27 protein-coding genes and 1 pseudogene are annotated in these 19,992 nt (G+C 43.9%); 22 read left to right on the top strand and 6 right to left on the bottom strand.

Going from position 1 to position 19,992, the window contains the following annotated elements; translation table 11 throughout:
• From AC0TNG_RS20295 to AC0TNG_RS20200, 20 genes and pseudogenes are all read left to right on the top strand, one after another.
• Nucleotides 1–555 (top strand): annotated as a pseudogene (locus AC0TNG_RS20295) (RHS repeat domain-containing protein); the annotation flags it as partial.
• Nucleotides 555–1,556, top strand: coding sequence for a hypothetical protein (locus tag AC0TNG_RS20290; RefSeq protein ID WP_473712707.1), 1,002 nt, complete (start codon nucleotides 555–557; stop codon nucleotides 1,554–1,556). The pseudogene AC0TNG_RS20295 and the gene AC0TNG_RS20290, both read left to right, overlap by 1 nt.
• Nucleotides 1,557–1,812: 256 nt before the next feature.
• Nucleotides 1,813–2,082, top strand: coding sequence for a hypothetical protein (locus AC0TNG_RS20285; protein ID WP_155267927.1), 270 nt, complete (start codon nucleotides 1,813–1,815; stop codon nucleotides 2,080–2,082).
• A gap of 8 nt (nucleotides 2,083–2,090) precedes the next feature.
• Nucleotides 2,091–2,609: a hypothetical protein gene (locus tag AC0TNG_RS20280; protein ID WP_407858688.1), complete on the top strand. Its 519-nt coding sequence runs from the start codon at nucleotides 2,091–2,093 to the stop codon at nucleotides 2,607–2,609.
• 137 nt (nucleotides 2,610–2,746) lie between these two features.
• Entirely contained in the window at nucleotides 2,747–3,217 is a 471-nt protein-coding gene (locus AC0TNG_RS20275; RefSeq protein WP_473712706.1) for a hypothetical protein, read from the top strand.
• Nucleotides 3,218–3,309: 92 nt separating this feature from the next.
• Nucleotides 3,310–3,753: a DUF6386 family protein gene (locus AC0TNG_RS20270; protein WP_061714945.1), complete on the top strand. Its 444-nt coding sequence runs from the start codon at nucleotides 3,310–3,312 to the stop codon at nucleotides 3,751–3,753.
• A 222-nt stretch (nucleotides 3,754–3,975) separates the two neighbouring features.
• On the top strand, nucleotides 3,976–4,242 hold the full coding sequence (locus AC0TNG_RS20265) for a hypothetical protein (RefSeq protein ID WP_061714946.1): 267 nt from the start codon (nucleotides 3,976–3,978) through the stop codon (nucleotides 4,240–4,242).
• 240 nt (nucleotides 4,243–4,482) lie between these two features.
• Nucleotides 4,483–4,839 (top strand): hypothetical protein, encoded by a 357-nt coding sequence (locus tag AC0TNG_RS20260; RefSeq protein WP_473712705.1) that lies wholly within the window; start codon nucleotides 4,483–4,485, stop codon nucleotides 4,837–4,839.
• A gap of 225 nt (nucleotides 4,840–5,064) precedes the next feature.
• The gene (locus AC0TNG_RS20255) at nucleotides 5,065–5,421 is read left to right on the top strand and encodes an SMI1/KNR4 family protein (RefSeq protein ID WP_023292198.1); all 357 of its coding nucleotides are present in this window, start codon (nucleotides 5,065–5,067) and stop codon (nucleotides 5,419–5,421) included.
• Between the two features lie 551 nt (nucleotides 5,422–5,972).
• Nucleotides 5,973–6,404 carry an immunity 26/phosphotriesterase HocA family protein gene (locus AC0TNG_RS20250; RefSeq protein WP_024907053.1) on the top strand — a complete coding sequence of 144 codons (432 nt, stop codon included), beginning with the start codon at nucleotides 5,973–5,975 and terminating at the stop codon, nucleotides 6,402–6,404.
• 103 nt (nucleotides 6,405–6,507) lie between these two features.
• Nucleotides 6,508–6,990, top strand: coding sequence for an SMI1/KNR4 family protein (locus tag AC0TNG_RS20245; RefSeq protein WP_473712704.1), 483 nt, complete (start codon nucleotides 6,508–6,510; stop codon nucleotides 6,988–6,990).
• 64 nt (nucleotides 6,991–7,054) lie between these two features.
• Nucleotides 7,055–7,375, top strand: coding sequence for a hypothetical protein (locus AC0TNG_RS20240; protein WP_473712711.1), 321 nt, complete (start codon nucleotides 7,055–7,057; stop codon nucleotides 7,373–7,375).
• 630 nt (nucleotides 7,376–8,005) lie between these two features.
• Complete coding sequence (comJ, locus tag AC0TNG_RS20235) at nucleotides 8,006–8,488, top strand: competence protein ComJ (RefSeq protein WP_473712703.1); 483 nt, start codon at nucleotides 8,006–8,008, stop codon at nucleotides 8,486–8,488.
• A 411-nt stretch (nucleotides 8,489–8,899) separates the two neighbouring features.
• Nucleotides 8,900–9,304, top strand: coding sequence for a hypothetical protein (locus tag AC0TNG_RS20230; protein ID WP_024907056.1), 405 nt, complete (start codon nucleotides 8,900–8,902; stop codon nucleotides 9,302–9,304).
• 173 nt (nucleotides 9,305–9,477) lie between these two features.
• Entirely contained in the window at nucleotides 9,478–9,723 is a 246-nt protein-coding gene (locus AC0TNG_RS20225; protein ID WP_473712702.1) for a hypothetical protein, read from the top strand.
• 144 nt (nucleotides 9,724–9,867) lie between these two features.
• Nucleotides 9,868–10,350 (top strand): hypothetical protein, encoded by a 483-nt coding sequence (locus AC0TNG_RS20220; RefSeq protein ID WP_473712701.1) that lies wholly within the window; start codon nucleotides 9,868–9,870, stop codon nucleotides 10,348–10,350.
• Between the two features lie 26 nt (nucleotides 10,351–10,376).
• Nucleotides 10,377–10,853, top strand: a complete 477-nt coding sequence (locus AC0TNG_RS20215) for a hypothetical protein (protein WP_061714950.1) — start codon at nucleotides 10,377–10,379, stop codon at nucleotides 10,851–10,853.
• A 43-nt stretch (nucleotides 10,854–10,896) separates the two neighbouring features.
• A complete protein-coding gene (locus AC0TNG_RS20210) occupies nucleotides 10,897–11,277 on the top strand; it encodes a hypothetical protein (protein WP_047958859.1) in 381 nt (126 codons plus the stop codon).
• A 16-nt stretch (nucleotides 11,278–11,293) separates the two neighbouring features.
• Entirely contained in the window at nucleotides 11,294–11,659 is a 366-nt protein-coding gene (locus AC0TNG_RS20205; protein WP_024907060.1) for a hypothetical protein, read from the top strand.
• Nucleotides 11,660–11,758: 99 nt separating this feature from the next.
• Nucleotides 11,759–12,052, top strand: a complete 294-nt coding sequence (locus tag AC0TNG_RS20200) for a YciI family protein (protein WP_024907061.1) — start codon at nucleotides 11,759–11,761, stop codon at nucleotides 12,050–12,052.
• A gap of 53 nt (nucleotides 12,053–12,105) precedes the next feature.
• On the opposite strand, the gene ychF is transcribed toward AC0TNG_RS20200, so the two are convergent.
• Together ychF and pth are read right to left on the bottom strand one after the other, a co-directional pair.
• A complete protein-coding gene (ychF, locus tag AC0TNG_RS20195; protein ID WP_020690896.1) occupies nucleotides 12,106–13,197 on the bottom strand; it encodes a redox-regulated ATPase YchF in 1,092 nt (363 codons plus the stop codon).
• 126 nt (nucleotides 13,198–13,323) lie between these two features.
• Nucleotides 13,324–13,908, bottom strand: a complete 585-nt coding sequence (gene pth / locus AC0TNG_RS20190; RefSeq protein WP_023336005.1) for an aminoacyl-tRNA hydrolase — start codon at nucleotides 13,906–13,908, stop codon at nucleotides 13,324–13,326.
• Nucleotides 13,909–14,182: 274 nt separating this feature from the next.
• Here pth and ychH point away from each other — a divergent pair, with 274 nt between their 5' ends.
• Nucleotides 14,183–14,458: a stress-induced protein YchH gene (gene ychH, locus AC0TNG_RS20185; protein WP_024907062.1), complete on the top strand. Its 276-nt coding sequence runs from the start codon at nucleotides 14,183–14,185 to the stop codon at nucleotides 14,456–14,458.
• A 119-nt stretch (nucleotides 14,459–14,577) separates the two neighbouring features.
• A complete protein-coding gene (locus tag AC0TNG_RS20180) occupies nucleotides 14,578–15,636 on the top strand; it encodes a MerR family transcriptional regulator (protein WP_473712700.1) in 1,059 nt (352 codons plus the stop codon).
• On the opposite strand, the gene dauA is transcribed toward AC0TNG_RS20180, so the two are convergent.
• From dauA to lolB, 4 genes are all read right to left on the bottom strand, one after another.
• Entirely contained in the window at nucleotides 15,622–17,301 is a 1,680-nt protein-coding gene (dauA, locus tag AC0TNG_RS20175; protein WP_090421002.1) for a C4-dicarboxylic acid transporter DauA, read from the bottom strand. The two genes, AC0TNG_RS20180 and dauA, sit on opposite strands and share 15 nt — an antisense overlap.
• Before the next feature lie 124 nt (nucleotides 17,302–17,425).
• Complete coding sequence (prs, locus tag AC0TNG_RS20170; protein WP_003856663.1) at nucleotides 17,426–18,373, bottom strand: ribose-phosphate diphosphokinase; 948 nt, start codon at nucleotides 18,371–18,373, stop codon at nucleotides 17,426–17,428.
• Between the two features lie 125 nt (nucleotides 18,374–18,498).
• Nucleotides 18,499–19,368 (bottom strand): 4-(cytidine 5'-diphospho)-2-C-methyl-D-erythritol kinase, encoded by an 870-nt coding sequence (gene ispE, locus AC0TNG_RS20165; RefSeq protein WP_463726781.1) that lies wholly within the window; start codon nucleotides 19,366–19,368, stop codon nucleotides 18,499–18,501.
• A complete protein-coding gene (gene lolB / locus AC0TNG_RS20160) occupies nucleotides 19,365–19,976 on the bottom strand; it encodes a lipoprotein insertase outer membrane protein LolB (protein WP_024907066.1) in 612 nt (203 codons plus the stop codon). The genes ispE and lolB overlap by 4 nt, the downstream gene beginning before the upstream one ends.
• Nucleotides 19,977–19,992: the final 16 nt, after the last annotated feature.

Raw genomic sequence — 19,992 nt, 5'->3', positions numbered from 1 at the left:
CCAGCCCAACGGCACGCCGGAACGGATGACGGATGTCGAAGGGCAGGTGCGCTGGGAAGGCGTTAACAGCGCCTGGGGCAAGCTGCTGCGGGAAAGCGAGACGCAGCTATCAGGATATTCCCAGAACCTGCGGATGCAGGGTCAACACCTGCATTGTGAGATGGTTGCACGACAATCTGTTCCGGTATTACGACCCGGACTGCGGACGGTTTACGCAGAAGGACCCGATAGGGCTGGCGGGGGAGATAAATCTTTACCTGTATGGTGCAAATAGTCTTACGCGAATAGACCTTCTGGGATTAAAACAAGAGGAAGTTATACGCTATACGAGTAAAGATGAAGCGATTGCATCAGCTTCTGAGCGTGGTGGTAAAGGTGGATTGGTCCCAAATAATCGAGGTGATAAAGCCATATGGGTTAATCATGATAGCCGACCAGGATTTAACCCTGGATAAAAATATCCTTCCTCGTTTTAATGATAAAATCACTTCATTCCAGATTGAAAAGAAAGATGCTAAAGGTAATTGGAAGAAATGTGGTAAGAGGATTACGTAATGATTTTTGAAATGTTTATACATAAAATTGAACACTTCACTAATGCGAGAGCAGAGATTGAAAGTTTTGGAAAATATATCTATGTTCAGGATGAACCGGACCTATTCCCCGTTTGTTTTAAAAAAGAAAATGGGAAGCATGTAGAGTTGAGTCGTTGGCAAACTTGCTTTCCTAAAGTTATGTTTCAGCGTGCGTTAAACAAGTTAGGCCTAAGTGAAGATGGTAAGTATGCATTTGAAGTTTTCCTTTCTCGATTAGGTTATCTTTTTCAAATAGATAACCGACAGCGTATAGATAAAGATATCTTTATCTTGTTTTATATCTATCAACTGTTTTCTTTAAAAGATAACGAAGAAGATTACGCTATAAAAGCAAAAAGCTTTTTTTTAAGATTTTTGTGTTTTGAAATGGGCATGGATGATGACTCTTATAATTTGCTATGCATTACTAAAGATGGGATTTGTATAAATACTTCTCAGCATGGTAATGTCTCAATATTGTCTTTGCTTGAGCAATTTTATTTACAATTTGAAAAAAAGAAAAACTTTGAAGATATTAAGTCTATAAAACATTATCAATTATCAGTGCTGAATTTTTTGTTTGTTGCGAACAACGATAGAAGTTCCCTGTCTTTTAATGATAAAAACTGCTACCTTTGCGATCCCGATAGTTTTATTAATACTTATGAGAAATCTAAAAAAACAATTTATAGAGCCTTGGAACATTGTTTTGACAAGTATCAATCCACGAAGAATTTACTAATATCAAATTTCATTCTAATGAATTATTCGTATTATATTGTTAGAAATAATTTGGCTGATCTCAAAACTTTAAGAAGACATGTTTCTTCAGATATGTTTAGACAAATAATTTCCTCAATAGTGTACAGAGTTTTTTTTGTGAATGAAGACGAGATATTTAAGGTGGTTGGCAATGAATATGACATCAGCCTTGAAAAAAATGAAGGTCGAATGCTTTTTAATTTAATATATTCGATTTAAGGCATTAATGTTAGATCACTGTCGGGGGGCATTAGGTTTTGAATGTTCAAACCGCTGTAGAGCCCTCGATTCTTGAAGGCCAAACCATGGCAGGACAATAGATTTACGGTTTGCTCGTTGTAAGTTGAAAACTTGGTATCTCTCATACCGTGCCTTGGCGGATGCCTCTATTAATCGTGCGGATTATTTTCTTAACCAGAGGATTCTTTATTGGAAAAAATAATTTGTTATTTCCGCCAAGTATTACGGATAATTCATGTGGGAAAAGGGTCATTTTGTAACTTTTAAAAATATCTACATGAGCGAGGCAAATGTATTCTCCTTTAAAGTCCCTAAGCGGATGGCGGATTTAAAAGAAGAAAGTGCAATACCTCAGGTTGGTTATCGTACTAATCCGTTACATCAAGAGGGATTAATTCCTAAGCGTGTGGATCCGACAACGCCAGTTAGATCGTATGAATTACCATCAATATGGGCAGAATGGCTTGACGAAGTAGCGATTCCAGTCTCGGGGAGTGTAAAATAGGTTATTATATGAATATTAATAAAGATGAAGAACTCCTTGTGATAATAAAGAACGAAGGAAGATTTTATTGGTTCGTAGCCTTTAAAGAAATGTGGGTTTTAGACAGAGCAAAATGGGTAGAAGATTTTGTGAGAAGTGGGATGGAAATAAACCTACAGGATATTCATAAGGAAAGATATAACATACCAGTTGTAAATGAAGAAAACGCAAAGATATTCATTGATGGTTTAATTAAAGATGCTTATTTATATAATAAGGATGATATAGCTGAGAAGTTTTATAATAGGCTTTCGCAAAAAACCACCTGGTGGGATATATATGATCTAATGCCAGATTTGTTTATAGACTTTGATAATAAAAGACTATATTCCCAATATGTCGAAAGTATGCATTATCACAAATATGTTCCTGATGATTGGCAAGGTGAACTTGTAGATTTCTGCAGTGATGGATCGTTACCTCAAGATGAAATGTTATGGATAAAAAATGAGACAGATCATAGGAGCATTGTAATCACTAAAGGGTAAAAATATATTTCCAACATACCATTTTTTTTGAGTGTGCAATGGTAGATGCATCATGTTAATCTTTAAACATTGCGCTGAATTGTGAAGGAGATGGAATTTACTATAATTTAATTCTTTTTCCGAATGGATGGGTGTAAATGATTGATTTTAATGCTGATATTTTATCAGGGAGAGCGCTAGGTAACGTGTTTTTGGGTGAAAATATAAGTAAATATATGAATGAGTTATATACCGGGTTTAAGGTAAATTACTTTGATTATTTTTTGCCTGATGATGAGAAAAGGCTTGCATATATTGTAGATGACACTATCACAATCGCTACCCTTGAAGATGGAACGATCATTTCGATTGGTTGTAATGTAAGCTATAAGGGGAGGTATAATAACATATTACAACCAGGTCAAACGATGAGGCAAATAATCGACTTGACTAATAAACAACGCATTTTTAATGGTTTCATTATTATAAATGACGACTTTGGTTTTTCATTTGAGTTGCCAGCGCTTTATGATGAAATCGCAGATAGCATTGCACATGTTCCACTGGATCTCGTTCTTAATGAAATCCGTGTAGCTGATTACTCTGACTGGAATCCTCAAAAAATATAACGCTGAAATGTGAGTTGGGATTGATACTACAGATTATAACTTGACATAATAGTGTTTTTAATTATTTCATAAAAGATTAAGTATTGAAAATTATGCATGCAATAATACATTTCCAAACAAATACAGCAACAATTGTGATTTATGATTTAATGTCACTAAAACATAGACTTAACGATGATGTAGATTGGTGGAGCCTTCCAGAAGATGAAGTTGAAGAAATAAATAAAGGTAATGTGTTATTTCTCAATCTTGGAGATGATGGAACCTATAAAGTCCATATTAAAAGAGATGTTGATGAATGTACCGGGTCGCTATTTTTAAACGTACCTTCTGGAAAGGTTTTCATTGGGGCGGGAGAAGATGTCACTGGCGGAGATCTTGAGCCTGACGACTCAGATGCCATTTCAGGTGAGTTTATTACTTTAGAACCTGGTAGTTACGAAGTTAAATATAAAAAGCAAGATTCAAATATTCTAATTTCCTTTGCAAAAGCAACGATTACTGAAAACTCATTAGAAGAGGGAGTTTATCTTTGAATGAAAAAATAGAATAATACAAGTAGTTCATCACATAGTCATTTTTAACAATTTTCTTTTTCCTTCTGCACGCACCTTGCTTGCTTTTTTGCACTTTGCTTACTCTTAACCTCCATAATCGGTCATTATACTCGTGACGAATAACCCCAACCTCAGGATAGCCCCCGTAGTTGCTGACCACCCGCAGCGAGTACGACCTCCTCGGGCTTCTGCATCGCCGGGATGTTTTACCCGCCAACGAGCCGTCAGGTGCTGGGCGGACAGCCCGCCGGTAAGCTGGTGACCACCTGGTTTGTCCGGGAAGGGTTCAGCCTGCTGAAGGAACTGCATGGAGACGTGACGCTGACCTACGTCTACACTGATTTGAGAGATATAGTTTTGCGAGGTAACACAGGACTTGATGCTCATCAAGCGGGGCAAAAAGCTACTATGAAAGATCTTGTAGAAGGTTATGACCCTAAAACTGGCCCGTCAATTTTAGTACCTTAAGAAAGCCATACTATATCAAAAGAAGGTGTCGGTATTGTTTCACGAAGAAAATTAATCCTTCAACTGGCTAACCATTTGCTAATGCGAGGGAACTGCTTGCTAGAGACATCTTAGAATTAAGGCGAGTTTATCAAGACATTGCAAACAGCGTTCTTCAGGAATTAATCGCAAAAAATAAAGCAATGTATCCTGAAATGAGAAAATCAAAACCTAAAGGTAAAAGTAATTGTAGGAGATAATGTGAATAAAGATGAGTTAGTTGTGAGATCATTACTTGCCAAGCTTTTAGGCGATACGCTAAATTATTATATTGATAATCTATCTGATTTATCAAAGTCAAATGGTGATGAAGATCCTTATTCGCGGGCAAGAAGTGTAATTCATAAACTATCCCCAGAAGAACAGGAGAAAATTTTCAATTTCCTTAGGTTGGTCATTGTAGATACAACTTCTACTGTTCTCGGAACAATCGATGGTTCACGTTTCCCTCCAAATATTGATGGGGATTTTAAACTTGAATATGACGGCGATGAAATACAAGGCTCCTTACAAGATGAATTAATTTCAAGATCTGAAGAGCTTGGTGTTTATAAATAAAGATTCTATCAATCTTTAACCATTGCGCTGAATATATAGAACATTGATAAGAAAAATTGGTTTTTATATTCCATTTTTTATTATGCAATTAATGGCTGGTTAGTTTCAGGAAAGAAACAATAATTGCCCTTATTAATAATTACAACTAATTACTCAATAAATGCGAACCTAATGGAGATAATATTTATCTTAATATAGGATTTATTCATTTATAGGTAAGCCGATATGGAAAAGCAAGATTTAATTGATCAGTTAAATGAAGTTGAAAAGATTATACACACGTCTTTACCTTCTGAATATAAGCGCTTTATGATTGAGAACGTCAAAGATAGCTACTCTTATGAAATTCAACGAGCAAATGGTGGCCAGCTTTATGTTTTCAATTGTTTTGACTTGCTTGAAAGAAATAATACATACACAATTCAATCGGTGGAGCCTGACGTTTTATTGATTGGTCAAGATGGTGATTTGGGATACTTTTTGAATTTGCGTAAAGGTACTGATGAGATTTATTCTTTAGATCTTGGAGCGTTAGGAAGTCTGGACATGGATAAAGAAAGTAATAGCATATTTAGGCTATAATGTTTGATTTATTAATCATCTAGTTCAGAACATTGAAAAATCCTCGTCAAATCGTGAATTTTTTTCAAAACAAATCAAATAGTAAAAAGTAGTTTATCAAATCGCAATTTTTAATGATATAATCTTCCCCTTCCACACCCGCGATCCACCGCTGGTCTCTCTGCCTGGATTACGATTGCCGCAATAACCTGGTGTGGGAAGAGCGGGACGATAACCCTTCACGATGAAAAGAATATTATCTATGGAGGACGTGGGGAAGCTCCAGCTCGTTTGAATAGCCATGCGAATACACCGGGTAAATCACATTTGCAACAGTTGATTATATTTGATAATAATTTGACCAAAGCGGAAATTAAATTCCTGGTACAAAGGATTATGGTTCTTAATGGTGGAGCTAAGTCAGTGATCTCCTTAAAAAATCTCATAAATAAAATCAGATCATTTAGTCCTTATAACCTAAATGCTAGCACATAGGATATTGCGGGTCATAACAGTGATTGGGGTGGAAAAGTATTGAAAGATGCGTTATCAATTCTGAAAGGTAATAGCTTATGAAAGTAAAATACAAAGAGGGTGACATCTTTGTCATTCCGATGAGTAATGGGAAATTTGCGATTTGCCAGATTGTATTTGCTCCAAAAGAAAAGTTTAAGCAAGCAATAGGTTTCTGCATTTTATCAATACAGAATACGGAGGAGCTTGAAGATAACAGTTCACTGAGACCTTTATCTTTTGAAAAGTTTGGCAAAGAGATGAAGGTTGTTTTCACTGGCAATCAGAATATTAGCAAAGGCATTTGGAAAATTATTGGCCACGCTAATCTGACTGAAGAAAAAAAAGAATTAAAAATATTTAATTATGCTGGCGGCTTATATGATGGGGAGGACGAAATCAGGCGTTTATCTGTTGCTGAATATCCAAATTACACAACAATGGGGGTTTCAGGCTTTGAGCTTGTCGACAATGTTCTGATAAATATTTGATCATCAGGGGAGGCGGGCTTCTTAAGCTAATTTTCATACAGCAACAGCTCATAAACACCTTAAATAAATTCGCGATTTTTTTGATCATCTGGCCAAATAATATATGAATCATTTCAGTAACTGTGAAAAAAAGATTGGACGTGCAGATATTGTTAAAAATGAAGAAGAATTATCTATTATTCTTCCTGATGATTTCATTTCACATTATCTGCAATTTAATGGTGGCACTCCTGAGAAAAGTTGGTGGGCCGATGATGAAGATTTTGAACCAGTAGAGGTGGCTGGGTTTAAACCGTTTATTTATAATAGTCAGACAAATGATGACCCTAGATCTTTAATTGATGGTTGCTATGTCAGCATGTTGGATAGGCAAGTGATCCCAAAAAACCTTTTTCCCTTCGCAAATGATTGGGGAGGGAATTTCTTCTGTCTGGATTTAGATAATTACTCAATTGTATACTTTGCTACAGATTCTTTTGATGAGTATTTGACTATGCAAGAGAATCATATAAAACTTCAAAGATATCTGACAAATTCATTTTCCATCTTTGTTAATGGATTGGTAACAGAAGAAGATCTTTCATAAGAAGCCATTGAATGTTAGCAATATATTCACTACAATTAATAAGGGTAAATGTAAATTGAATAAGATGCCAGATAATTCAATTGTTGTTATTGATGTGGCTGGGACTAGTATAAAAATACGTGTTTTGGGAAGTGGTTTAATTAAAAAAATGCAGGCGATGGGTTTTTCATTAAAAGATGAGTTTATGGTTATACCTGTAATTGACGAACAGAATAAACAAAGAATAATAAGACTGTTAGTTGACGAAGGTGCTCTTTTTTTATTTGGACATGGTTGGTATCCATCTGAAGTAATAGAGTATTATAAAGAACAAAACATCAAATTTGGTAAATATAAAATTATTTACTGGAGTAATAGAAATACATACCATATAGAGGAGAGATAATCCCTCATAAAATAAATTCTGAAGAGCACTAATCAACCATTCAGATAATCTTCAAAGTACAGGAAGAAAAAATACTTTTGTTTTACCGGCTGAAGGCGTTTTTTTACTTAAAATTGAAAAAGTCAAAGGAAGTAAATGTTGTCTGTAGCTTCACAGTTCATACCCTGAATACGACCAGGGTCGTGTTCAACAGCTGCATGCTGAAAATAGAGTTATTAATTACGACAAGATTGATATTTTCTCAGAGGAACTATGATAAATTTGCAATCTTATAATGAAGCATTGGATTTTCTGGAATTATTTTTTCAAAAATATATTCTTGATTATAATTGCCTCCAGGATATGCAATCTATTTTAGAGGGTTGTCGAAAAGAAAAAACGGTTTCTATTCGATCTATAGACTCATGCTTTATGGTATATAGACGAAAGACTCAAGATTATAGAGTCATTGCTCATGAGGAACAGGAGATATGGAGGCAGTTGTTCAATATATGGCAATAAATTTTTATAATCAAAACTGGCAAGAGATGACGGATATCAAAGAGCAGTAATTGTGGTGCATGTTGTAATATTGGTAACATTTTTATCAGAGCAGTCAGGTGTAACGAGAATAAAAATCGAGGTAAGGTAATGAACAATAAAAACATACAAATAGTTAATCTACTGATTTCGCATAGTCAAATATTGTTACGATCCCGAGACTATGATGAGAAACTGAGTCAGTGGGGGAAAGGAAATATTTCACAAGGTGCTGTGCTTCATAAGGATTATGTCATATTTGATCCATTGCCAGATGATGCATTTGGCGCAAACGTGAATATTAAAGTAGAACAATCTTTCAATTTAGATGATAATTCTCAGCGCTGCATCGTTGTGCCATTTTTTGTTACGGAACAACATAAATTACAAGTCGCTTCAGCAACTGAAAAATTTGATTTAAGCTTAGGATTAAATGATAAAACTTATTCACTATTTTATGAAGTTTGTGAAGGAGATGAAATTTATTATAATTTCACGCTCGTATCGACAAAAGAAACTGTTGCAGCTAAGTTTTTGCTAGACGATCCCTGGGGTGGAATAAAAAATCATCCTCTTAAAGAAGGTGTTTTTTAAATTTAAAGCTAACCAAAGAAGATTAATTTATAAAGAATCAGACGTAAAGAAGGCGATCATTATGTCGCCATCTTTAACGATGCAATTTTTCCCTTCCGCACGCAGGGCTGTTGAGCGCATGCGATGAATTCTACCGTCTCGATCGCTCATTGCCGCGTATTGACGGCGATGATGCACCGGCAGGGTTGCACGACAATCAGTTTCGGTATTTTTTGAACTGGCCGATTACTCTGAGGTACAGAAATGAAGAGAGATGACAGCGCGGTCGCGTGGATCAGATATAGACACTGCACTTTCAATAGACTCCTTTACAAGGTGACTCGTGGTCGTGGGAGTCTTCTTTTGACGCATGAAGGAACATGAAATCATTCTGAAAGGACTTCTAAGAGGCTACGTTGAGGCGAATTTACCATGATAAATGATGATGACCTTATTGAGTATGCGCGAGAAAAAATTCCGGATGAATATAGTTCTTCTCTAAATAAAAAGAATAATCTTCAATGTGCATCATTTATAAACAATACTCAAGATGAGTTGCGAATAATGAAAGCGCATAAAAATAATACAAAACTTACAGGGTTGAAGGTAGAAGGTCTTGATGAATTAATTATTGCTCTTGAAAACTATGATGAAGAAACTGTCTTAGTAATTAATATCCTAACTAAGTCATTTTCCTTTAAAATTTATTCAGATAAAAACAATGCTCTACTGGGTGTTATAATCCTAAAATTAAAAAAGAAAACCAACGAAGAAATTCGATTTGGGCGAGATGTTCTTGGCATTACGACTCCTCCTCCTGACATAGAAAATGATTAGTTTTTATTGCTTAAACTGGTGTACAAACCAACCAGAATCTCCATGCGTAGCGTTCCAGTATCAATTAACGCTTGCATACATGACTCCTTTGTTAAATGGAAACACTGTTTTAGGCGCAACCAAAAGTTGGATGTACTAAAATAAATCGAAATAAGAGTTCAGAGAAGCCTGTCATGAATTACGATTCATATAACGAAGTACTCGATTACCTCATTTTTTTTTTCAACGAAAGAGTGAATTCATCAATTTATTTAGAAAAAATAATGACTTTGATTGAAGGATCTCGCTCTGAAAAAACGGTGATGATAAGAGCTATTTATGAAACATACATGCAGTATGTAAAACAAAATAAAGATGGCATAAAAGTTATCGCTGGGGAAAAAGAAATGTGGATTGACTTATTGCACCATTGGCAATAAGACTTTATTGCTATGTGGATATTATTGTAAATGTTATAACAAATGTGATTTTACACGGAAAATTATCGTCATATAGTTGTTATCATATTAAGTCGACTATATCATTAAGATCTTGTTAGACAGTCAAAAGTAAAGCAGGGGAACATGATTGAATTCAATTTAAATCCGATTACCGGTGATCTGACATTTGATGATCTTCCTTTGGGAATTGATACTGAAGAAGGATTTTGTAAGAGTGGATTATACCACGAATTAAACAAGCGAAAAGCTGTAAATAAAACCATGCCGAATCACTACCTTGTTGACTCAGTAGCGTTTTTCGACAAAGAATTTCAAGTTACTATACGCCCGTTGTGCTATGGTTTTCCTTTTATGCTTCATCTTGTTGATAAAAACAGTCAGTATTATAACGCATTAAATGACTGGAATGCGCGAACTAATATTCACATGCTAAATGAATCAGTGAAAAGCTTATCTGATTGGCTAAAAGAATCACTCAATCTGGACACGCCTGATACCACGGAAACAGACATGATTAGGTGGCGCTTTGAATGGGGGCGGGTTTCTGTCTCATATGAGATAAAATCATTTAATCACGGGATATATTTAACCTGGAATATAATGTAGTCACTTCCAGACAAGGTGGTTTAGATATGTTAGAAATGAATTTTGATGTTAATAGTGGCTTTGTGGCTATTAACAATTACCCCCTCGAGTTAAAGGATGTTGAGACTTTTAAAAACTCCGAATTTTACATGTTATTCTCTCCGTTGAATACAATAGGCTCTTATTATTTCTCTATTGATAATATCGATTGGAAAGATCAAACTTTCATATTAGAACTGAGGCCTTCTGTGTTTTCTTTTTCTCCTTGCATATTCCTTACCAGTAAGAATGGGAATTTTTATAAAACTTTATGGGATTGGGATAAAAGAGCCAATTTGCGTAATTTATCTGAAGAAGAACAGCGCTTGACAGCATGGGTTGATAGTGAAATAACCTCACGCCCTAAACTTAAAATTAGTACGCCTCCATACGGAACTCAGTGGCATCATGAGTGGGGAAGCATTATTGTACAGTCTAATGAGAAAAGCTTCGACTGTGGAATTTATATCGAATGGAATGTTTGACTGAATGACATTATTGATTAATAAAATTAAAAGGTTATAGAAAATGAGAATAACTAATCGACTGAAAAAGAAGGTACTAGTCCTGGATGGCATAGATAATGACTTTTTAGATTCTGGCGCAGAAATAGCATGCCCTGAATGCGAGGGAGTAATAATCTATTCTATCGTAAACTCATATGAATTTGACTCGCTCTCTGAAGAGGTGAAAGACTTTTTTGTTAAGAAAATGAGAGGTGTGAAGTTTGTTAGTGAACATAAGAAGTATATCTACGATGAAAGCCAATTATATGTTTCGAAAAACACTTGTTCAAAGTGTGTAAAGGAATTTTCTACTGTATTAACGTATAAAGAAGTGCAGCCAGCACGATACCGGGTATATCTTGTGGGGCTTTTTGAAGGTGATTTGAAACAGATCAAACTTTAAAAGTTGAGGTTTAACGATGATTGAAAATCTCATTTGTATTAAAGAAAATGACCTGCTTCAGTGGGCGTGTGCTGAACGTAACATACGGGTTAGGATGCCATTTTTAGACTCTGCAATGGTCGACTCAACACGCCAGTTAGTCTTTGCGTTAAGCGAACCAAAGCCATTACCAACTATTTTGACCATCTTCAGTGCTCAGGGCGAAAAACTATTTTGGTCTGCACCTCCTGAAGGCGCTATTTTCTATTACTTAACTTTCAACCAGTCAAAGGAAGTAATTGTGGCCTGTAGCTATGTGGTAAAGCAAAACGGCTGGCATGACTGGTTCTATTCGTGGAATAGGAAGAATAACGCGTTGTCTCGATCGGGCCCTGCATATTAAGATCAAATGTGCCCAAAATGATAACGATACCCGATGGCAACAGAGGAACTGCATAAGCAATTCCAACAAACGGCTAAAAACACAGCTGAGAGGCAAAGGATGAGCACGGTTTATATTGTCATTTTAACCTATATCAAACCACTCGAAGAGATTGACGCAGCAATACCTGCGCATGTCGAGTGGCTAAAAAAAGGGTATGCAGAGGGAATTTTCCTCGCATCCGGAAAACGGGTGCCGAGAATCGGTGGGGTCATTCTCGCGAAATGTGAGAGTCTTGCCTCTCTTGAAGAGCGATTACGCGAGGATCCTTTTCAGAGGTTAAAGCTCGCGACGGCTGAAATCATTCCTTTTGAACCCAGCATGAAAACAGAACTCTTAGACAATGTCTTTTGACCCCGCAATAAAAAAACCACGCCAGGGCGTGGTTTTTTTTCATTCAAGACGACTCAGACGTTGAACAGGAAGTTCATCACATCGCCATCTTTAACGATGTATTCTTTCCCTTCCGCACGCATCTTGCCGGCTTCCTTCGCGCCTTGCTCACCCTTGTAGGTGATGAAATCTTCAAACGCGATGGTCTGCGCACGAATAAAGCCTTTCTCGAAGTCGGTGTGGATTTTACCCGCAGCCTGAGGCGCAGTTGCACCCACTGGAATGGTCCAGGCACGCACTTCTTTCACGCCAGCGGTGAAGTAGGTCTGCAGGTTGAGCAGGGCATAACCAGCACGGATAACGCGATTCAGCCCGGGCTCTTCCAGGCCCAGTTCTGCCATAAACTCATCACGCTCTTCGTCATCCAGTTCGGCGATATCGGCTTCTACTGCGGCACAAACCGGAACCACGACAGAACCTTCTTTCTCGGCGATAGCACGCACCTGATCGAGGTACGGGTTATTTTCAAAACCGTCTTCGTTCACGTTGGCAATGTACATGGTTGGCTTCAGCGTCAGGAAGCTCAGGTAGCGGATGAGCTCTTTCTCGTCTTTGCTCAGATCCAGAGAACGCAGCATGCCCGCGTTTTCCAGCTGTGGCAGACATTTTTCCAGCACCGCCAACTCGGCTTTGGCATCTTTATCGCCACCTTTGGCTTTCTTGGAGATACGGTGGATCGCACGCTCGCAGGTATCAAGATCCGACAGCGCCAGCTCGGTGTTGATGACATCAATATCTTCAGCCGGGTTTACTTTACCCGCTACGTGAATGATGTTGTCGTTCTCGAAGCAGCGTACAACGTGGCCGATCGCTTCGGTCTCACGGATGTTGGTCAGGAACTGGTTACCCAGGCCTTCACCTTTGGATGCGCCTTTTACCAGGCCCGCGATGTCCACGAACTCCATGGTGGTCGGCAGAATACGCTGCGGCTTCACGATTTCCGCGAGCTGGTCCAGACGCGGGTCCGGCATTGGCACAACGCCGGTGTTAGGTTCGATGGTACAGAACGGGAAGTTCGCCGCTTCGATACCCGCTTTGGTAAGCGCGTTAAACAGGGTGGATTTGCCCACGTTTGGCAGACCGACGATACCGCATTTGAATCCCATTTCTAAATCACCTTAATATCTTGATAATCAATCCGTTAACGATAACCGATTGATGAAAAGTAAATAACTACGCCTATTATACACGTAACCCGCATGACGCGCGGTAAAAAAGCCGGATCGGGCAGATTATTGCGCTTTGAAAGCGTGTAAGCGGTTTGTCGCTTTGGTTAGCCCGTCTTTCAGCCAGATTTCGGTGCAGCGCGCCGCTTCGTCTACCGCTTCGTCAATCAGTTTCTGCTCAGAAACCGGGGGCTTACCAAGTACGAAACCGACAACTTTGTTTTTATCGCCCGGATGGCCGATTCCGACGCGCAAACGGTGGAAATTCGGATTATTGCCCAGCTTGCTGATGATGTCTTTAAGACCGTTGTGGCCGCCGTGCCCGCCGCCCAGTTTGAATTTTGCTACGCCAGGCGGGAGATCCAGCTCATCGTGAGCCACCAGAATTTCATCCGGATTGATGCGATAAAACGTTGCCATTGCCGCCACAGCTTTACCGCTCAGGTTCATAAAGGTGGTAGGCACCAGTAAACGAACATCCGCGCCAGCAAGGTTGATACGTGAGGTATATCCGAAGAATTTAGGTTCTTCACGCAGGGGAGCACGTAACCGCTCGGCCAGCAGATCGACATACCATGCCCCGGCATTGTGGCGGGTAGCCGCATATTCTGCGCCCGGGTTGGCGAGGCCGACAATCAGTTTAATCGTCACGATTCAATTCCTAATGGGTTCCAGATCTGGCGCGTAGTTTACTGTCTGACGCGCCGCTTGACAAAATTCTGCGATCGTCGAAGCGAAATACGAATAATTTCTGATTTGAACAATTAGAATTTCAAGCTGTTCAAAGTGTTATTTGTAAACTTTTGTTTGGGAGTTATCTGTAATTGTGATCATTCACGCAACTCATAAAAGGGGCGTTGTCTATACTTTACACACAAGGATTAGGGGCTTTTCCCCTGACAACCCAAAGTTCCGGAGGTGACACATGAAACGCAAAAACGCTTCGTTACTCGGTAACGTGCTGATGGGGTTGGGGCTGTTCGTGATGGTAGCCGGCGTGGGTTATTCAATTTTAAACCAGCTGCCGCAGCTTGATCTTCCGCAATACTTTGCGCATGGCGCGATATTGAGCATCTTCATTGGTGCAGTGTTGTGGCTGGCGGGAGCACGCGTGAGTGGCCATGAGGAAGTGTGTGACAAATACTGGTGGGTGCGCCACTACGATAAACGCTGTCGTCGCGACCAGCATAAGCACAGCTAGTGCTATGATAAAGAACACCGAAACGGCTCCTGAGGGAGTCGTTTTTTTTGCATCAAAGGTTGACCCTCACGTAACGTAAGGCTCCAGAGTGATGCCACTGGCAAAGAAAAGGAGCAGTTATGTTGATTCAGGTGGGTGAGCTGGCGAAACGTGCCGGGATCACCGTGCGGACATTGCACCACTATGAGCAAACAGGGTTGTTGCTGCCTTCTGCCAGAAGCGCGGCAGGTTATCGGCTTTACAACCTGGCGGATGTCCAGCGTCTGCACATGATTCAGGCGCTGGCAAAAGCGGGGCTGGAACTTGCTGAAATCAGGGATTTCCTGGAACAGGAGTCGCTGTCGTTAACCGAATTACTCGATGCGCAAATCACGCTGCTGGATAAACAGCTGCGCAGCATACATACGCTGCGCGACCGGCTGGTGGAGCTGCGGACCGGGCTTCTCGACGATGCGACGCCGGATCTGGAATCCTGGCTACAGACTCTGGAGTTAATGAATATGTACGATCGCTGGTTTAGCAAAGAAGAGTTACAGCAGCTCCCGTTTGCGGTGCAGAAGGATGCGCTGGCGGCTATCTGGTCAGGGCTGGTTGCAGAGGCAAACACGCTGTTGAAACAGCACATACCCGTTACGGACCCGCGGGCCATGGACCTGGCGACGCGCTGGATGGAACGCCTGGAGCAGGATACGGCGGGCAAGCCGGAATTTCTCACCCGGCTGAATGAAATGCATAGCGTTGAACCGCAGATGCAGGTGCAGACCGGTATCACGCCGGTGATGACGGTTTACATCACGCGCGCGTTTGCGGAATCAAAGCTCAACATATGGGAGAAGTATCTCACTGCCGAAGAGATGGCCTTTACCCGGGCACACTACTTTGACCGCATGATGGAGTGGCCGCCGCTGGTGGCAAAACTGCATCAGGCGCTGCGAGAAAATATCGACCCCGCCTCTGACGATGCGCAAAAGCTGGCTGAAAACTGGCTGACATTGTTCCAGTCTTACGCGGGCACCAGCCCGGAGACTCAGCAAAAGTTTCGCACGGCCATGCAGCAGGAGCCGCATCTGATGAAGGGAACCTGGATGACGCCTGCCGTGCTTGCTTGGCTCCAGCAGGCGATCGGGGTAATGATGCAAAGACGTTTCTCTGCATCAGGTGGCTCACAGATCCGCTAATGCGGCTTCACGGTTAGGATAAAAGGCAAGGCGGCCAGGGATCGGCTGCACGCCCGCCCGCGCCATGGTGCGCAGTGGCTGAAACTCCAGGTTACTCACCCGCAGTTCACAGCCTTCCGGCAGACGTGCAACAAAGCGCTGGAAGGCATCCAGGCCGCCTGCATCCAGCACCGGTACGGCATCCCATTTCAGCACCACAACCCGTTTGCCCGCGATGCGGGACTCCAGATCGCTGAACAGACCTTCCGCCGCGGCGAAGAACAGCGGGCCAATCACGCGCAGAACCAGCACATCATCAGGCACCTCTACGTTGACCGGGGAGAGGCGCGTCATTTGCGCAATGCGGCGCATAAACAGCAAAGAAGCCAGCACGATCCCGACGCTGATGGCGATAACCATATCGAACAGCACAGTCAGCGACATGCAGATCAGCATCACGATGATGTCGTCTTTCGGCGCGCGACGCAGCAGGTTCACCACCTTATGCGCCTCACTCATGTTCCAGGCCACCATCAGCAGCAGGGCGGCCATGGCGGAAAGCGGTAGCCAGGAGAGCAGCGGGGCGAGGATCAGCAGGGCGAGGATCACCAGCACGGAGTGGATAACCGCCGAAACGGGTGAGGTTGCCCCCGCGCGCACGTTTGCAGCTGAACGGGCGATGGCTGCCGTTGCGGTAATTCCGCCGAAGAACGGCGCGACAAGGTTGCCTAATCCCTGACCGACCAGCTCGCTGTTGGCTTTGTGTTTGGTGCCGGTCATCCCGTCCAGAACGACGGCACAGAGCAGGGATTCAATCGCCCCCAGCATCGCCATAGAGAACGCGGCGGGAAGCAGGGCGCGCAGGGAATCCCAGCTTAGGGTAAAGCTGGAGCCGGGCATGTCCCACGGCAGCACCAGCTGCGGCAACAGCTGCGGAATGCCGCTACCCTGTGAACCGTCCGCCAGAACATAGTGGAACTGCGAGCCGATAGTCGCGACGTGACCACCGAACATATTGACGATGGCCATCACCGCGCAGCCCAGCAGCAGCGCGGGCAGGTGGCCCGGCAGACGGATCCCCAGACGAGGCCAGACGATCAGCGTGCCCAGCGTCACAATCCCAATGGCGGCATCGCCCAGGTTGGCCGTCGGCAGCGCCATAAACAGGGCCCCCACTTTTTGCAGGTAGTGTTCCGGTACGTGGGGCATCTGCAGGCCGAGGAAATCCTTAATCTGCATGGTTCCGATGGTGATCCCAATCCCCGAAGTGAACCCCAGCGTCACGGAAAGGGGGATGTACTCGATCAGCCGCCCAAAGCGGGCCAGGCCAAACAGAATTAAAAAGACCCCGGACATCAGGGTGGCGACGAGCAGGCCTGCCAGACCAAACTGTTGCGAAACGGGGTAGAGGATCACCACAAAGGCGGCGGTCGGGCCGGAGACGCTAAAGCGCGAGCCGCCCGTCAGGGCAATGACTATCCCGGCAACGGCCGAGGTGTACAGGCCATACTGCGGGGCAACGCCGCTGCCAATCGCCAGCGCCATCGCCAGCGGGATGGCAATAATGCCTACGGTGATCCCGGCAATCAGGTCACGCACAAAGCGTGAGGAGGTGTATTTCTCTTTCCAGCAGGCGTCGATGAGGGCGCGAAAGGGCAGAACATGTGAGGAGGTTACGTTTTTCACAATTATCTATCATCCGTATGCGCATCATCTGTCATATCAATGGCAGGTGAAGGAGGCATTAATCATACAAATAAAACCCAGAGACAAAAAAACCCGCCGCAGCGGGTTTTTCGGCCGTGTTCGATTAGTGTTCGAACATTGCTGAGATAGATTCTTCGTTGCTGATACGACGAATCGCTTCGGCCAGCATCCCGGACAGGGTCAGGGTACGCACGTTTGGCAGTGCCTTGATCTCGTCGCTCAGTGGGATGGTATCGCATACCACAACTTCGTCGATAACGGAGTTGCGCAGGTTGTTTACGGCATTGCCGGAGAAGATCGGGTGGGTCGCGTAGGCGAATACACGCTTAGCACCACGCTCTTTCAGCGCTTCAGCCGCTTTACACAGCGTACCGCCGGTATCGATCATGTCGTCGACCAGCACGCAGTCGCGGCCAGCCACGTCACCGATGATGTGCATCACCTGAGAAACGTTAGCGCGCGGACGACGTTTGTCGATGATCGCCATGTCGGTATCGTTCAGCAGCTTAGCGATAGCACGGGCACGTACCACGCCGCCGATATCCGGAGAAACCACGATTGGGTTATCCAGGTTCAGCTGCAGCATGTCTTCCAGCAGAATTGGGCTGCCGAATACGTTATCAACCGGAACGTCGAAGAAGCCCTGGATCTGCTCTGCGTGCAGGTCAACGGTCAGTACGCGGTCAACGCCGACGCTGGACAGGAAGTCAGCGACAACTTTAGCGGTAATTGGCACACGCGCGGAACGGACGCGACGGTCCTGACGGGCATAACCGAAGTAAGGGATTACAGCAGTGATACGGCCTGCGGAAGCGCGACGCAGGGCGTCGACCATAACAACCAGTTCCATCAGGTTGTCGTTCGTTGGAGCACAGGTGGACTGGATGATGAAAATATCACCACCGCGTACATTTTCGTTAATTTGTACGCTGACTTCGCCGTCGCTAAAGCGACCTACGGCGGCGTCGCCGAGGGAAGTGTACAGGCGGTTGGCAATACGTTGTGCTAGTTCCGGGGTGGCGTTACCAGCAAAAAGCTTCATATCAGGCACGAGAAGAACCTCAGGCATGCGTCCAGTGGTGGATAGCGTTCGCCGCAAACTGTGCGGGCCAGGCGAAGGCTATCCAGGCGGTGTATTAAAGAGCGCGATGCAACGTCTGGAACAGGGTGACGTTGTCACCGAAACTCAGTCTGCGCCAGAATGGCCTGCTGTAGGGGGGAAATGTTCATCCCACGCGCTACAAAACCATGCAGCCAAACCGGCGCTTGCTCAAGCACCTGACGAGCGGCGGATTCGGTGTCAAATTCAGCAAAGACACAGGCCCCTGTACCAGTCAGGCGCGACGGCGCGTATTCTAACAGCCAGGAAAGCACCGCATCAACCTCGCGAAAACGTTTTCTTGCGATATCCTCGCAATCGTTGCTGAATTCACAATTTAATAACGTTTCTATTGACCGAACCGGGGTATTCCTTTTCAGGTCAGGATCTTTAAAGATGACCGGAGTCGGAATGCTCACGCCAGGGTGAGCAACCAGATACCATTTCTCCGGCGGTTCAGCCGGGGAGAGGATCTCACCCACGCCCTCAGCAAAGGCCGCATGACCGCGCACAAACACCGGGACATCCGCCCCCAGCGTCAAGCCCAGAGTTGCTAGTTCGTCCTTCGACAGCCCGCAGCCCCAGAGGTGGTTCAGCGCAACCAGCACGGTGGCGGCGTTAGATGAGCCGCCGCCCAGACCGCCGCCCATCGGCAGGCGCTTCTCGATACGGATATCCGCACCGCTTCCTGCGGGCAGACGGCCTGATTCCGCCGCGGCTTTCATCAGCAGACGCGCGGCGCGCACGATGAGGTTGTCCTCATGCGCCACGCCATCGACCGGCGTCAGGAGGCAAATCTGCCCGTCCTGACGCAGTTCAATGGAGATCGTGTCGCCATAGTCAATAAACTGAAACAGCGTCTGCAGGGTGTGATAACCGTCAGCGCGCTGGCCGGTGATGTACAAGAACAGGTTCAGCTTTGCCGGAGAGGGCCATTGGGTCATCATTTAACGATCCAGTTGTCCATTTTCAGCTTGATACGCTGGCTGCCCTGGGTCAGCTCCATATTCGATGGCAGCGACGGTTTACTCTTACTGTCATAGGCGCTGTACACCACTTTCCAGGTTTTACCGTTTTGGGTGTAGTTCACCTGGCTCAGACGATACTGATCGTCCAGGGTGTAGTCGGTGGCGTCACCCGGCAGGCCGAGGATCCACTGGCGCAGGCTGTTGAGCGGGATAGGCATCCCGGTCAGCTTGCCAATCATCTCTTCGGCATCGGTCGCGGTGTAGTGCTGGCCTTTGTTATCGGTGATCTGCGCTTCGCCCGGTTTAGCGATAAGCTCCAGCTCGGTGCTGCCCAGCGGGTTCAGCAGCAGCAGGCGATAGTGGTCCTGACCCGTCTGCTGCCAGAAGAAGCGGGCATAAACTTTTTGTTCGTCAGAGAGATAAGCGAACGCGCCGCGGGTCTGGTACTGGTTCAAATTACGGACGTCCTGCTGGTGCTGACGCCACTGCGGTGAATCAGGGCTTTTGCCCGGGCCTTTTGGCTGGGTGACGGTACACGCGGTCAGAACCAGTGCTGCCAGCGGCAGCAGGCGAATCAGTCGGGTCATAATGAGGACAAATCCT

This window comes from Enterobacter sp. PL_is514 (assembly GCF_055816715.1).
Note: the sequence above shows the minus strand (reverse complement) of the source record. Positions and strands in the feature narration are given on the sequence as shown.